Origin of the sequence: Pedobacter sp. UYP1 (assembly GCF_040547305.1) — a bacterium.
Taxonomy (GTDB): domain Bacteria; phylum Bacteroidota; class Bacteroidia; order Sphingobacteriales; family Sphingobacteriaceae; genus Pedobacter.
Genome location: NZ_JBEPPL010000003.1, coordinates 491,537 through 506,893, shown reverse-complemented (window position 1 = coordinate 506,893; position 15,357 = coordinate 491,537). Strand labels below are relative to the sequence as shown.

General features: G+C 39.7%; 15 protein-coding genes and 1 tRNA gene. 13 read left to right on the top strand and 3 right to left on the bottom strand.

Annotated features, from left to right (window positions below; translation table 11 throughout):
- The first annotated feature begins 5 nt into the window (after positions 1-5).
- From ABIB30_RS10040 to ABIB30_RS10020, 5 genes are all read left to right on the top strand, one after another.
- A complete protein-coding gene (locus ABIB30_RS10040; protein ID WP_354301587.1) occupies positions 6-383 on the top strand; it encodes a hypothetical protein in 378 nt (125 codons plus the stop codon).
- A gap of 190 nt (positions 384-573) precedes the next feature.
- Positions 574-990, top strand: a complete 417-nt coding sequence (gene tssD / locus ABIB30_RS10035; RefSeq protein WP_068395824.1) for a type VI secretion system tube protein TssD — start codon at positions 574-576, stop codon at positions 988-990.
- A 15-nt stretch (positions 991-1,005) separates the two neighbouring features.
- Positions 1,006-1,395 (top strand): type VI secretion system tube protein TssD, encoded by a 390-nt coding sequence (tssD, locus tag ABIB30_RS10030; RefSeq protein ID WP_354301585.1) that lies wholly within the window; start codon positions 1,006-1,008, stop codon positions 1,393-1,395.
- A gap of 3 nt (positions 1,396-1,398) precedes the next feature.
- Positions 1,399-2,163, top strand: a complete 765-nt coding sequence (locus tag ABIB30_RS10025) for a hypothetical protein (RefSeq protein WP_068395837.1) — start codon at positions 1,399-1,401, stop codon at positions 2,161-2,163.
- A gap of 2 nt (positions 2,164-2,165) precedes the next feature.
- Positions 2,166-2,588 (top strand): hypothetical protein, encoded by a 423-nt coding sequence (locus ABIB30_RS10020; RefSeq protein ID WP_354301583.1) that lies wholly within the window; start codon positions 2,166-2,168, stop codon positions 2,586-2,588.
- Positions 2,589-2,815: 227 nt separating this feature from the next.
- Here ABIB30_RS10020 and ABIB30_RS10015 read toward each other — a convergent pair whose 3' ends face one another.
- The 3 genes from ABIB30_RS10015 to ABIB30_RS10005 form a co-directional block, all read right to left on the bottom strand.
- Entirely contained in the window at positions 2,816-4,045 is a 1,230-nt protein-coding gene (locus tag ABIB30_RS10015; RefSeq protein ID WP_354301581.1) for a site-specific integrase, read from the bottom strand.
- A 288-nt stretch (positions 4,046-4,333) separates the two neighbouring features.
- Positions 4,334-4,407: transfer RNA gene (locus ABIB30_RS10010), tRNA-Pro, on the bottom strand.
- Positions 4,408-4,729: 322 nt separating this feature from the next.
- Complete coding sequence (locus tag ABIB30_RS10005; RefSeq protein ID WP_354301579.1) at positions 4,730-5,581, bottom strand: DUF4349 domain-containing protein; 852 nt, start codon at positions 5,579-5,581, stop codon at positions 4,730-4,732.
- Positions 5,582-5,944: 363 nt separating this feature from the next.
- Between ABIB30_RS10005 and ABIB30_RS10000 the strand changes: the two genes are divergently transcribed.
- The 8 genes from ABIB30_RS10000 to ABIB30_RS09965 all read left to right on the top strand — a co-directional run bounded on the left by ABIB30_RS10000 (position 5,945) and on the right by ABIB30_RS09965 (position 15,355).
- Positions 5,945-6,022 (top strand): potassium-transporting ATPase subunit F, encoded by a 78-nt coding sequence (locus ABIB30_RS10000; RefSeq protein ID WP_082035969.1) that lies wholly within the window; start codon positions 5,945-5,947, stop codon positions 6,020-6,022.
- Between the two features lie 9 nt (positions 6,023-6,031).
- Complete coding sequence (kdpA, locus tag ABIB30_RS09995; RefSeq protein WP_354301577.1) at positions 6,032-7,750, top strand: potassium-transporting ATPase subunit KdpA; 1,719 nt, start codon at positions 6,032-6,034, stop codon at positions 7,748-7,750.
- A 6-nt stretch (positions 7,751-7,756) separates the two neighbouring features.
- Positions 7,757-9,787, top strand: a complete 2,031-nt coding sequence (gene kdpB / locus ABIB30_RS09990; RefSeq protein WP_354301575.1) for a potassium-transporting ATPase subunit KdpB — start codon at positions 7,757-7,759, stop codon at positions 9,785-9,787.
- Between the two features lie 116 nt (positions 9,788-9,903).
- Positions 9,904-10,470 (top strand): K(+)-transporting ATPase subunit C, encoded by a 567-nt coding sequence (locus ABIB30_RS09985; RefSeq protein WP_354301573.1) that lies wholly within the window; start codon positions 9,904-9,906, stop codon positions 10,468-10,470.
- A 142-nt stretch (positions 10,471-10,612) separates the two neighbouring features.
- Positions 10,613-11,683 (top strand): porin, encoded by a 1,071-nt coding sequence (locus tag ABIB30_RS09980; protein ID WP_354301571.1) that lies wholly within the window; start codon positions 10,613-10,615, stop codon positions 11,681-11,683.
- Between the two features lie 110 nt (positions 11,684-11,793).
- The gene (locus ABIB30_RS09975) at positions 11,794-12,072 is read left to right on the top strand and encodes a hypothetical protein (RefSeq protein WP_354301570.1); all 279 of its coding nucleotides are present in this window, start codon (positions 11,794-11,796) and stop codon (positions 12,070-12,072) included.
- 9 nt (positions 12,073-12,081) lie between these two features.
- Positions 12,082-13,212 (top strand): sensor protein KdpD, encoded by a 1,131-nt coding sequence (locus ABIB30_RS09970; protein WP_068395874.1) that lies wholly within the window; start codon positions 12,082-12,084, stop codon positions 13,210-13,212.
- Positions 13,213-13,615: 403 nt separating this feature from the next.
- Complete coding sequence (locus tag ABIB30_RS09965) at positions 13,616-15,355, top strand: HAMP domain-containing sensor histidine kinase (protein WP_354301568.1); 1,740 nt, start codon at positions 13,616-13,618, stop codon at positions 15,353-15,355.
- Positions 15,356-15,357 lie beyond the last annotated feature (2 nt).

Here is a 15,357-nt window from a genome sequence, read left to right as displayed (position 1 = left end):
CCTTTATGGAAACAGCAATTAACGTTACCCTACCAGAAGACTTTTACATACTTTGTAGTATTTACCAGATCAAACCAGAGGTGTTTATACAGCAATTCATCAATCAGGTTTCTTTTCCTTCTTATTTTAGTAATCCGACTGGAAGCGATTGCTGGGCAACCCTCTGCTTCCTCAATTTCATTGATGTGCAGAGTCCAAAATTTCAGGTGAATGAAGATTTGGAAATTCACTACCTAAATTTATTCAAGAAAGCGATCAGGTACAACCTTGTTACTAGCCCAGAGGACAAAGTTAAAGTTGTAAATAGTGGAAGAAAAGTTATCAGGCATTGGTTAAAAGCAGTATTAGCCGACCGCACCAAATATATAACTGATAGTTTATGACTTGCTTTCATCTTATCAATTAAACAGTCAAAATGGCTCCTAAGATAACTAGAGAATGACCCTAATGATGTAAGTTGGTTTGAGATAATTTATTTCTTTTGGAGTTGTTTGTTAAATCAATTGTGATAAATTTTAGTTACATTGAAAATAATTATCCATTTAGATCATTGTATACTTAATTTAACTGCCTATGTCTTCCTTTAAATCGATTTTAAGTCTTAGTAGTGTACATGAGGCATCAACACCGATAAATTCCAAAACGTATAATCTAATGCACAGTGAGTTTAGCTTGAATCAATCCACTCAACAGGATGGGAAAGCAGTAGGCTTAGTGGCAGGTGGGACAATTATTCTCCATTTAGATCACTTTGTAGATCAAAACCTAACAAAATGGGCTTTTGGTCACCGTGAAAGAAAAAACGGTCTATTATCATATCTAGATATTACAGGAATTGCATTTAACAAAATTGCATTTAAAGATGCTTGTTGTGTTGCGTGTTATTTGAGCTACTCTAAGTTTGGGGATAACAATATAGTTACCACATTAGTGATTCAGGCTAACGAAATAGAGTTAAATGGAGTTGTTCACAAAAACGAATGGAAATAATTAAATTAAAATGTTATGAACGTTAAAGCAATCTTATCAGTTGGAATTGAAAAATACGAGTTAGTGCATCTTGATTTTTCTGTCGAACAGGCAGTTGACGATAAAATGCAACCACAACACGAGGTTTATGGTGGTTTCTTTGAATTGGAAATCGCTCAACAAATAAATGCCTTAACTTATAAATGGATGGTTAACAATTTTGAACAGCGCGATGGTAAAATTGATTTCAAAGATGAAGGCGGACAAACTATGCACACAATCCATTTTACGAAAGGTTATTGTGTGAATTACCGTCAGCAGGTTAGTGCGACAGGGAATCAAAGTTTAACTACTTGGTTAACTATCTCGGCTGGTAAAGTCATGTTTAACAATATTGAACTGGATAATAATTGGGTAAAGAATTAGGCCATGGGTAAACAACAAGAACATGGGGTCAATCAAGCACCCTATAGGGTATATAGCTTAATTGAATTTCAAAGACTAGGCCGTTTGGGTATTTGGCCGGGTGCCAATGTGGAAGGCATCGGTTATGTTCACCAGGGAAGGCCAATCCCTAAATATATATCCGTTTACGCTTCAAAATGGACAAAAGGAACTCAACCAAAAAGAACATCCCTATTAGATAAAGTTAATTCTGGTGTTTTATATGGAGGAATTGCTGCAGGTATATCAGAACACGGTAAATTTGGGTCTATTGCTTTGCGGTACAAGGGTGGATTTAATCCGGTATATTATCGGTATAGCCCGAAGTTAGGAGCAGGTTATAGAGGGGGAAGCAGGGCTGCAATTGAGACGTTTCAAATTAGTGGTAATGGGGGAGTAGGGCACGTGGTAGGCAATACGATTGCCGTTGCGGGTATGGGAATTTCTTTTTATGTTGGAGTTGATTCCTATATGAAGGACGATAATGCCGGAGTTCGAAAGGCAATTGTCGACATTATTATGACTAGGGTTGGAATGATGAGCCCAATTGGATTCGTTATTAGTTCAGTATATTTTTTAATTGACCCTTTAGATCCAAATAGTCGTAATAGTGAAACGCGTAACCAAGAAATAACACCAATAGACAACCTTAGCGTTGATAAAAAAATCATGACCCCAGATGAGCAGGCGGCAATGAAAATGAGACAATTGAACAAAATAGAAAGACCAATTATTAAACGTAAATTTTAAAAATGTTAGACACCATAAAAAAAGCATACCGTTATTATTTCTATAGAATGTATTTATTTTATTTAAAGAGGTGGAATAATAGCAGGGGAATGGGAATATGGATGAGTCAAGCAGCTATGATGGGTACATTTATGGCAAATTTTGCTACATTATTTATAATATGGGTAAACATTTTTAAGATTAATAGAACTAACCTTTTGCCGGATTATAAGACGCATAAGCCACAAATTATTGTTGCTATTATTATCATAAATACCATTTTTTTAATATTCAATAGATTTATTTTGATAGATAAATTCGACGAAATCGTTCACGAATTTAAGAATGAGGATAAAAAGATCCATATAACCAGAGGATGGATAGTTACGATATATGAAATTGGCTCTTATGTTGCTCTTTTTGGATTAATGTTGGCTACAATTTAACGGGTAATAATAGAAATCTCCCCTCGCTCACTTGCGGCCTGCGGAACCCCACGCTCATGCCTCTGCGTTCCCGCTTTTGCATCTACGGAGTGGTAGCCGTGAGTTTCCTGCTTTCAAGTTTGGGCTGTGCGAGGTCGGGCGGTACACATCTACTTGTACCTTTAATAAATCAACTGGAGCTGTCTCTGAAATTAATTAATAAACCTTTGTTTTGTTGTGAAGAATAATCATGCTTCTAATTTCTCCCTCAGTCTGGCCATATCTCCTCCTAGCTTGCTATCTACTACTTTACTGTAGATTTGTGTCGTGCTAAGTTTTTTATGCCCCAGCATCCTGCTAATAGTCTCTATGGGTACACCATTGGTTAGAGTAACGGTAGTTGCAAAGGTATGCCTGGCAATATGGAAGGTTAAAGGCTTTGTAATTCCGCAAATGTCCGCGATCTCCTTTAAATATCCGTTTAATTTCTGATTGGACATTACAGGCAGTACTTTACCCTCTGCCAATGCTTGTGGATGCTTTCTGTATTTTTCAATGATATGAAGTGCTTTAGGTAATAATGGCACCGTTATCGGGGTATGGGTTTTTTGCCTTGTGGTTTTTATCCAAAATTCGCCCTCTGCAACTTCGATAATATGCTCAGGCTTTAAATTAAATACATCAATATAGGCCAGTCCGGTATAGCAACTGAATACAAAGAGATCCTTAATAGTCTGCAAACGTGAAATAGACATAGTTTTCGCCTCTAGGTTTGCCAGCTCCCATTCAGTTAAGCACTCACGTTCCACTTTTTCAAATTTTAGCTGGTAGGCATGAAATGGGTTCTTTTCCAGCCATTCCAGTTTTACCGCAAGGTTGATCATCTTACATAAACGTTCGAGGTGTTTCATTACCCCGTTATTTGCCATCGCAGATAAACCGTTTTTATCTTCTACCTGACGCAGATACATTTCAAGGTCGGTGATGAATTTATAATTCAGCTCTGAGAGGAATTTATCTTCTGTACCCTGCTTTTCTTTAAGGAACTGTATGATATACTTTTGGGTCGTGTAGTAGTTTTTCATTGTTCCCCATTCCAGATTATCTTTTTCCTGCTCGTTGTGGTAGTCAATCAATTTGGAAATGGTGAAATCCTGCTGGTCTTTTCCTAAGAACTTATCTTTAATCAGGTCGGCAGTAATTAATTTTTTCTGCAACAAAAGTGTTTGGTAGCTTTCAACAATTCCTGATCTGAATTTTTCGAGGTAATTGTTAAGCAGGGTCATTTCCTGTCTGCTCCCTTTTGCCATCCCTTTTTTTGTATTCCAGTTGTCTTCTTCAATTGTGCGTTTGATGGCAATGTCAGACCTTTTACCATTTACGGTAATCCGGGCGTAGATAGGTGTCTTTCCGTTACTGGTAGTCTTGTATTTTCTCAAATAGAAGATTACGCCAAATGTGTTCTGCTGCATACTCATATCATTAAATTTGTTTACAAATGTTTTGTCATTGGCTTTAATGGTATTGTGCCCTATTTGAAAAAGGGGTACAACAGACATCAAAAACAAGCAAAATAAAATATATAATTTATTGATAATCAAATAGATAAACGATGATTAGTGCCCTAATATAAGTGTTACAAATGGGGCACCGAATAGGGCAAGTTTTTCTTGATTTCGATTGATATAGATAGGGTTGAAATAAAACAAAAAACCCCTTAAATCTTTGATTTTAAGGGGTTTCGGTGCTTGTTAGCACTGTTTGTGTCGGGGTGGCAGGATTCGAACCTACGACCTCCTGCTCCCAAAGCAGGCGCGATACCGGGCTACGCTACACCCCGAAAAAATGGTATCACCTTTGTCCCTCTTGCGAAGGGTCTGCAAAACACGCAGAGACCAAACTTTAAACAATCATAAATGATCTTTCTGATTTGGTGTGCAACAAAGGTAAGTAAAGAATTGACATTTTTATCGCTCACGAGCATTTAAACCCTAAAAATATCTTAATGTGTTGCTTTTCAAGGAGAAAAAATTTCAGAGCAGATGCGGATACAGAACAGATAGGAGGGGATTACTTAAAAAAAGAAGTTCGGACACCTGTTTAAACTTATAAAATAATGCTTAAACAGGTGCCCGAACGCTTAAAATCTCTTGAAAATTCAATTATGCGATCAATTTTTTCCTTTTGTAGTGCCTGAAAACAAAATAACCAGCAACAGCAACCAATATTAATGCCCATAAATTGGCCAGGATCAGAATAAATTCCTTAAACACACTCCATCCATTCTCAAAACTTAACCAGAACCGTTTAAAAAAATCAGGACGATAGTCGGACAACTCATCATTGACCACTATCATTTTTTTAACCGTATTATCCTGGTAAAAATTTAGCGTAATCGTACTGTACCTTACATTCCGGTCAGTCAGCAAATTATTCACCTTATTATCTACCAAATCATCTTTCAATGCTAAAGACCTTTCAGCAACACCGACCTTTTTTCCTGAAACAGAATTATTCAATTGCGCTACCGCTTCAACCTTATTTTTGTTTTTCAACTGATTGCTCAAATAATTCAAACTCAGATCATCCTGTTTTAAAGACTGATCATCAATGAACACTGCCATTTTTGCGACCTGGTTCGTAAAATCATCCAGCTTTTCCGAAGGAATTTTTGCTACCACCAAGCCCTCTACACGGTAAGAGATTAATTCCAGCAGAGAATCAGCCGAATACTTTATTTTATCATTCTGTCTGACTACACTATGTGTATTAAACTCAGCAATCGTACCACCCTCAGCCTTCAGGATGCTGCCCAACGTTTCCTTCGTGCGCTGGACATCCTTTACCCTGAACTTCATGTCTGCCGTTTTAACAATTTTTTCAGCTACCGTAGTATCTGAAAGCGTAGCGATTGACTTTTGCTCAGCAATGTCATAAGCACCCGATTTTTTATCACTATTACAACCCAGGGCAGTTAAACCTAGTATTCCATAAATCAAATATTTCTTCATCATGTTAAGGATTAAATTTTCCCTTAATACTACTATACACCATTAAGTAACCCTATGTCACCTATATATAGCAGAACCCTTCCTCAATAATTTAAAGCCCCTTAACGAGAATCAGCCTTCCATATCGGTAATCAACCCTTCCATTTTGGAAGGGTTTCAACCTTGTCAATTTTCATGTAAAATTCGTTTTTCTGCTTAAAATACTGAAAAATAGCCCTTTACATCCCGTTCTTTTTCTTTGGTATAGCGATTGGATAAGGCCATAAAAAATAAACACCATGATGACTGTACTACTATTAATCGCTCTTCTGGTCCTGACCTGGATCTGCTACAAATCAATCGACTGGTTCGAAAAAATCTAAAATTATGATCGCACTATTTATTATCGCAATCGCAGTATTTATCTATATGATTTACGTGCTGATTAAACCCGAAAAATTTTAATTGAACGCTATGAACACTGAATTATTTGGAATCTTCGCTACTTACCTGCTTACCCTGGTTATAGCAATTCCTTTAGGTAAATATCTTGCAAAGGTATTTGCTGGTGAAAAAGTCTGGACTGACTTCTTAAAACCTATTGAATCTGGTATCTACAAACTTTCCGGAATTAACCCCAACGAGCAGATGAATTGGAAACAGCACATGAAAGCGCTGATGACCATTAACCTTGTCTGGTTAGTTTACGGATTTTTTGTTTTAATGCATCAGGATAAGCTGCCACTTAATCCAGACGGCAACCCGGGAATGTCTCCTGACCTTGCCTTTAACTCTATCATTAGTTTCGTTGTGAACTGTAACCTGCAGCATTATTCAGGAGAAAGTGGTGTGACCTATCTTACACAGCACTTTGTCATGATGTTTCTTCAGTTCGTGAGTGCCGCAACGGGTATTGCCGCTGCTGTAGTCTTCTTTAAAGCCTTCAGAGACAAAACCTCTACCAATCTGGGTAACTTCTGGGAATTCTTCGTGAAATCAATCACCAGATTACTATTACCTCTTTCCTTGATTATGGCTGTTATTCTTGCCTTTTCAGGAACACCAACAAGTTACGAAGGAAAAGATAAATTCATATCTCTTCAGGGCGATACTGTAAACGTATCACGAGGCCCAGCAGCTGCATTTGTAGCTATTAAACACTTAGGAACAAACGGCGGTGGCTGGTTTGGTACAAACTCTGCACACCCCTTAGAAAACCCATCATATTTTACCAACTCGGTAGAACTAATTGCGCAGGTGATCATTCCAATAGCAATGGTTATTGCTTTCGGTATTTTTATCAGACGCAGAAAGCTATCCTGGATGATATTCGGCGTAATGACTATTGGTATGCTCTTACTGCTGATTCCAACCGTAAGCAGTGAGCTGGGAGGGAACCCTGCAATTGCAAAAATGGGTGTCTCGCAGTTAACAGGTGCTATGGAAGGTAAAGAAGTACGATTCGGGCCAGCAATTACTGGTTACTGGAGTACCGTTACCACTATTATTTCTACAGGATCAGTTAACAGTATGCACGACAGTGCGATGCCATTAACAGGCTTCTGGCAATTGTTAGGCATGATGATTAACTCCTTTTACGGAGGATGTGGAGTAGGTATGCTAAATTATTTTATCTACCTGATTATTGCCGTATTTATATCCGGACTAATGGTAGGGCGGACACCAGAATTCCTGGGACATAAAGTAGAAGCCAGAGAAATTAAGATTGCAGCGTTAATCACCCTGTTGAGTCCTTTCCTGATTCTGGCAGGTACAGCACTATCAAGTTTCATCATTGTCAATCATGCAGATGCAGCATGGGCAGTACAACCAAAATCATGGTTGAATAACCCAGGCTTTCATGGTTTCTCAGAGATGTTATACGAAATGACTTCCTCTAACGCAAACAACGGTTCTGGCTTTGAAGGCTTGGGTGACAATAACGTGTTCTGGAATGTGGCTACAGGATTTGTATTATTCCTGGGCAGGTTCTTACCAATTATTGGCCCGATCGCTATTGCTGGATTACTGGGTGCTAAAAAATATATCCCGGAATCGGCTGGTACTTTAAAAGCAGATACGCTGACTTTCAGTCTGATGACTTTTGCAGTGATTATTGTGTTAAATGCCCTTTCATATTTCCCTGCCCTGACTTTAGGCCCGCTGGCAGAATATTTTACCCTGATTAAATAGATTATCATGAAGTCTTCTAATAAATTATTTGAACCTGCATTGGTTCAAAGCGCCCTTAAACAATCCTTTATAAAACTTGACCCAAGGGTGATGGTGCGTAATCCAGTGATGTTTACTGTTGAAGTAGGAACATTGGTCATGGCATACGTTACGGTTTATTCTTTCAGCCATGCTGGGCAAGGATCACCACTATATAACTTCTTTATTTTCCTGATCCTGTTTCTGACCGTCCTGTTTGCCAATTTCGCTGAAGCCATTGCTGAAGCCAGAGGTAAAGCTCAGGCAGACAGCTTAAGAAAAACCAGGGAAGAAACACCAGCTAAAGTAGTTCTGGCAGACGGAACTATAGAAATGCGTTCTTCAAGCCAATTAAAAAAAGGCGATGTTTTCTTTTGTGAAACCGGAGATACCATCCCAACAGATGGAGAAATTATTCAAGGTATAGCTACCATTGATGAGTCAGCTATTACTGGAGAATCTGCGCCAGTAATCAGAGAGTCCGGAGGTGATAAATCGTCCGTAACAGGAGGTACTAAAGTACTATCGGATGAAATTAAAGTGATGGTGAGTACTGAACCAGGAGAAAGCTTTCTGGATAAAATGATTGCCCTTGTAGAAGGAGCGTCCCGTCAGAAAACACCAAACGAAATTGCTTTAACAATCCTTTTAGCAAGTTTTACCTTAGTATTCGTGATTGTCTGCGTAACCTTGAAACCTTTCGCAGATTACGCAAATACACCGATCACAATTGCCGCATTAATCTCCCTGTTCGTTTGTCTGATCCCTACCACAATCGGTGGTCTGTTATCCGCTATCGGGATTGCCGGGATGGATCGTGCCTTACGTGCAAACGTAATTACTAAATCAGGTAAAGCAGTGGAAACCGCAGGTGATATCGACGTACTCTTGTTAGATAAAACAGGAACAATCACTATCGGTAACCGTAAAGCTACTAACTTCTATCCTACAGCAGCCGTAGACGCTAAACTGTTTACCAATGCCTGTGTACTGAGTTCCTTAGCAGATGAAACTCCAGAAGGTAAGTCAATTATTGAGCTGGCTAACGCACAGCATAATTTTGCATTGCCTACTACACCAGAAGGCGCAGTATTTATCAAGTTTACAGCCGAAACAAGATCCAGCGGTATCGATACCCCAGATGGAAGACGGATCCGTAAAGGGGCTTTTGATTCTATCCGTAACATCGTTCAGAAAGCAGGAAATATTTTCCCTCAGGATATCGAAGACGAAGTTAAAAAGATCGCTTCAAACGGAGGAACCCCATTGGTAGTTTCAGAGAATGAGAAAGCCCTTGGCGTAATTGAGCTCCAGGATATTATTAAACCAGGTATCAGTGAACGTTTTGACCGTCTGCGTAAGATGGGTGTGAAAACAGTAATGGTAACCGGAGACAATCCATTGACTGCTAAGTTTATCGCAGAAAAAGCAGGGGTAGATGACTTTATCGCCGAAGCAAAACCTGAGGATAAAATGAACTACATCAAAGACGAGCAGGCCTTAGGTAAGCTGGTTGCGATGATGGGTGATGGTACAAACGATGCTCCGGCCTTAGCACAAGCAGATGTTGGTGTAGCGATGAACAGTGGAACACAAGCTGCAAAAGAGGCAGGAAACATGGTCGATCTTGACAATGATCCAACCAAACTGATTGAAATTGTAGAGATTGGTAAACAGCTGTTAATCACACGTGGAACCTTAACAACCTTTTCTATTGCCAACGACGTAGCTAAATACTTCGCTATTGTTCCGGCCTTGTTTATTGGTTCAATACCAGCCTTACAAGCCTTGAATATTATGGGTTTACATTCCCCTGAAAGTGCAATTATGTCGGCTGTTATTTTCAATGCGATTATCATCCCGATCCTGATCCCGCTTGCTTTGAGAGGTGTAGCTTATAAGCCAATAGGAGCTAGTGCACTATTACGCAGGAACCTTTTGATTTACGGTCTGGGCGGAGTTATAGCACCTTTTATCGGGATCAAGCTGATTGACTTACTCGTTGGGCTATTCGTTTAAAAAACATAAAACAAGATCATACTCACAATAAAAGATCATGAAACCTGCATGAGCTGACAACGCTCCAACAAGTGACCAGGCTCACGCAAGCTTCAAACCATAAAAAATAAGAAACCATGAAAAAGTACATCTTACAATCTTTACGCCTTACCGCAGTTTTATTAGTGCTGCTATGCGTAATATATCCTTTAATCGTTGCCTTTGCCGGAAGTTTCTCTAAAGGCAGCGGTGGTGGTGAAAAAATCACTCAAAACGGTAAAGTAGTAGGTTATGCCCTGATCGGTCAATCCTTTACAAAACCTCAATACTTCTGGGGCAGACCATCCTCGGTAGGTTACAAAGCAGATGGATCTGGTGGATCAAATAAAGGCCCATCAAACCCAGATTACTTAAAAGAAGTAAACAGCAGGATAGACTCTCTGCTTAAATACCACCCTTATTTGAAACGCAGTGATATTCCTGCTGATATGGTTACTGCCTCTGGTAGTGGACTGGACCCTGATATTTCTGTAGAAGGGGCAGCGATTCAAATTAAAAGAGTAGCTATGAACAGGAAATTAAGTGAACAAGTGGTATCTGACCTGGTTAAAAAAACTGCGAATGGCCCATTGCTAGGTCTATTTGGCCCAGGTACAGTCAATGTACTGGAACTGAATGTCGCATTGGACAACCTGAAAAAATAAGTTGCGGCCTGTTTGAAATCAACAACCTGATGGAGGGGAAATGAATTTAAACAGGCTCTTAAAATCCGATGAATTATTACCCTTATCAACAAGAAAAACGCCTTACAATTTTATAGCCTTACATTTTACAATAGAAAATACAATGAACAAAATTTTGATGACAGCTGCCACTGTTTGTATGGGTTTAGGTGCCTTTGCGCAAGACGAACCGAAGATTAAAATTTCAGGTTATGCTGAAGTATACTATGGACACGACTTTAACAAACCAGAGAATAACAGCAGACCTGGTTTTATATATGCACACAATAGAAGTAATGAAGTGAATCTGAACTTAGGTTATATTAAAGCAGCCTACGACTCCGGAAAGATCAGAGCTAACCTGGCTATCATGGCCGGCACCTATGCCAATGCTAATCTTGCTGCTGAATCAGGAGTGTCAAAAAACATCCTGGAAGCAAACGTTGGCTTTAAAATATCCAACAAAGCCAACCTCTGGGTAGATGCTGGTGTATTCTCTTCGCACATTGGTTTTGAAAGTGCCATATCCAAAGACTGCTGGGTATTGACCAGGAATATATCTTCAGAAAACACTCCTTACTTCGAATCAGGAGCTAAGGTTACGTACAGTACCGATGACAACAAATTTACTGCTTCAGCCCTTTACTTAAACGGCTGGCAGCGTATAGCGCGTCAGGACGGGAACAGACAACCAGCCGGGGGCCTGCAACTTACCTGGAAACCAACCGATAAAATCACCGTAAACTACAGTAACTATCTGGGAACAGAAGGAGCTGATTCCGTAAGAGTGACCCGTTTCTATCATAACGTTTACGGTATATTTCAACTGGCGGATGCTTTTGGCGTAACCGTAGGATTTGACTATGCTACACAGCAAAAATCCAAAACAGATCATAGTAAAAACGAAGTATTATCCCCAGTGGTTATTGCCCGTTATACCATTAACCCTAAATGGGCTATGGCAGGCAGATTCGAATACTATCAAGATAAAAACGGTGTTCTGATTGCCACTGATACCCCTAACGGATTTAAAACCAAAGGCTATTCCTTAAACATTGACTATGCCCCGGTACCAAACGCAGTGGTCAGACTAGAAGGTAAAGTATATGACAGTAAAGACAAGATATTCAAAAGAGACCTGAGTGCTGTAAACTATAATGCAGCAGTCACCGCAAGTGTTGCAGTCTCCTTTTAATCTATATTGATCCTCCTTTTTAAAATGATTAGCCGGAGAAATAATTTCAAAATGATTAGCCGGAGAAATAAGTTCTCCGGCTTTAAAACTAAAAACTAAAAGCTATAAACATGGAAACATTTTTAGAATTTTTATTTACCGCTTCAATCACTGTTTTTGCAGGGTTTTTGTGCCTAAAATACGGCCCGAAAACAAAGAGAAAAGCAAGAATTGCCCGGCTGAAAAGAGGGCAGGAAATCAGGCTTAAAAACCCGCTTCAAACGATGGCAATTCAAACAAATTACCGGAATTATTCCGTTAAATTTATATTGATTTTATTGATAGGCATTACGTTTATTACCGGTGTATCCTATCTCGTTGATATTGGGTATGTGATCATTACATGGTAAACCGATTATATTGTGGAAGATAATAAAGAACAATCAGTACGTCAATTCCTTGACCTCGTGAAGAAATCACGTCGCGGCAAGTTCAAGATCTATATCGGCATGAGTGCAGGCGTTGGAAAAACCTACCGGATGCTGCAAGAAGCACATGCCCTGCTCAAAAGCGGGATTGACATACAAATCGGTTATATCGAAACCCATAACAGAGAAGAAACCCATGCCTTATTAGCAGGAATACCGCTCATTCCCAGGCGTAAACTATTCTACAAAGGCAAAGAAATGGAAGAAATGGACGTGCAGGCCATCCTTAGCAGGAATCCCGAAGTTGTCATCGTAGATGAGCTGGCCCATTCCAATATCGAAGGAAGTAAAAATACAAAACGCTGGCAGGACGTCATGGATATCCTTGAATCCGGAATCAGTGTAATCTCGGCCGTGAATATCCAGCACCTGGAAAGCATGAATGAGGAAATCGAGAAAATCACTGGTATTCCCATCACAGAGCGCATCCCGGATAGAGTATTGGACATTGCAGATGAGATCGTCAACATTGACCTGACCGCCGATGAACTCATAGACCGGCTTAAATCCGGTAAAATATATGATAAAACAAAAATAGAAAGAGCCTTAGGAAACTTCTTTCAATCCGAGCGTATCCTTCAACTCAGGGAACTCGCTTTGCGGGAAGTGGCTCACCACGTAGAAAGAAAAATCAGTGTAGAAATCCCTAAACAAATTAAACTCAGGCCAGAACGATTTATGGCCTGTATCTCCACCAATAACATAACCGCGAAGATCGTTATCCGTAAAACAGCCAGGCTAGCATCCTATTACAGATCCCCCTGGATTGTACTCTATGTGCAGAATAATAGTGAAAGTAGTGACCGGATTAAACTAGATTTGCAACGGCATCTGATCAATAACTTTAAGCTTGCTACAGAACTCGGAGCGGAAGTAATTAAAGTAAAAAGTGATGACGTCACTAAAACCATTATAAGAATTGCTCAGGAAAAAGAAATTACCACAATCTGCATCGGTAAACCTCACTTGAACCTCTTTCAGGTCATCATGAGAACCGCTGTCTTCAATGAATTACTCAGAAATATTTCATCCACAGAAACAGACCTCGTTATTCTATCCTAAAACAATCCAATTAGTGAACCAGTAAGCAATCCAATTAGTGAACCAGTAAGCAATCCAATTAGTGACCAGTAAGCAATCCAATTAGTGACCAGTAAGCAATCACAATTAGTGAACCAGTAAGCAATCCAACTAGTGAACCAGTAAGCAATCCAATTAGTGAACCAGTAAGCAATCCAATTAGTGAACCAGTAAGTAATCCAACAAATAAACCAATAAAAAAAATGAAATTGTATGCTAATTGCAACAGATAGCCCTAACCGGATATCCTAAAAAATATAGATGGTGCTAATGTGAAGAGCATTATTTATTCTGCCCGTTTCGGGCCTGAATAAATGCCGCTCGAACATAGCATCTCTATATTTTGCGAAGCCAGACAAACCCCGGGACTATACAATAAACAACGATGAAAATAAAAACCAAACTCCGCCTCGGATTCGGATTCCTATTTGTGGTGGTACTCTTATTCGGCTCTATCTCGCTCTACTACATGAACCAAATCTCGGTCAGTGCAAAAGTGATTCTGAAAGACAACTACGAAACACTAAGCTACACCAGAGAAATGCGTTCCATACTTGACCAGAACGAACTGCCCCTTACCACAGAACTGCGTAATAAATTCACAAAACAATTAACTCTCGAATCAAAAAACGTGACCGAGAAAGGAGAAGGAGAGGCCGTAAGGACTCTTAAAGAATCCTTCCAGAAACTAAACAACCCAACCCAACAAAAACCAGCCCTTGCTCAGATCAGATCACAACTCATGATCATTGACAAACTCAACATGGACGGTATCGTCAGAAAAAACGATGTTGCACAAAAGTCCGTTGAAAAAGCCAGCCTGTACCTCATTACCGCGGCCAGCTTCTGCTTTCTCGTTCTATTCTCCTTCATCGTCAACTTCCCTGGATTTGTCGCCAACCCCCTTAGAGAATTCTCCGAAGCCATCCAGGAAATCGGGCGTAAAAACTATAAACAAAGACTCGAATTTGACGGCACCGACGAATTTGCAGAACTCGCAAGATCATTCAATGAAATGGTTGAACAACTCAACAAATGGGAAAACAGTAACCTTGCAAAAATCCAATCAGAAAAACTACGGATCGAAGCCATCATCGAACAAATGCAAGACGCCATCATCGGGCTTAACGAAAAACAAGAAATTCTTTTCATGAATAAAGTTGCCGCACAAATCCTGAACCTTGACGAAGGAAAAGTAAACGGATCCAACGTCAAAGACCTTATGAAGAAAAACGATCTTCTGGCCAGGATCATGAATAACGAAAAAAACGACCAACCCATAAAAATCTACGCAGACCAGAAAGAATCTTACTTTCAACTCCAAAAAAGAGAAATTATCGTACCCATATTTGAAGATCAGGAATTACCCGTTCTGCAAACCGGCAAAACTGCAGGAACAGTCTACATCCTCAATAACATTACCCAATTTAAAGAACTCGACGAAGCTAAAACCAACTTTATCGCTACCGTATCCCACGAACTTAAAACCCCCATATCATCCATAAAAATGAGCCTCAAACTCATGGACGACGAAAGGATCGGGCTCATGAACACAGAACAAAAACAACTCGTTGAACACATCAAAGACGACTGCAGCCGCCTGTTAAAAATTACCAGTGAACTCCTTGACCTCGCACAAGTAGAAACAGGCAACCTGCAACTAAACTTTGTCAAAGCTAACCCATTAGAAATCGTGAACTACGCCCTCAACGCAGTCCGTTTCCAAGCCGGACAAAAAAACATTCAACTCGAACTTATCAGTAAAGAAAACCTGCCGCTTGTCAACGCAGACGTAGAAAAAACTGCCTGGGTGCTCATTAATTTTCTATCCAACGCCCTGCGCTACAGCTCAGAAAAATCAAAAGTTCAAATCGAGATACAAGAAAAAAAACAAGGAATAGAATTCTCCGTAAAAGACTTTGGAAAAGGAATAGACGAACAATATCAAAAAAGACTATTTGACCGCTACTTCCAGGTGCCCACAGACGGAAATAACAAATCAGGCTCTGGCTTAGGCCTGGCAATTTCCAAAGACTTTATAGAAGCCGAAAACGGTAAAATATGGGTGGAAAGTGAAATAGGGGAAGGAAGCCGCTTCTGCTTCTTCCTTCCCGTTGCTGAATAATC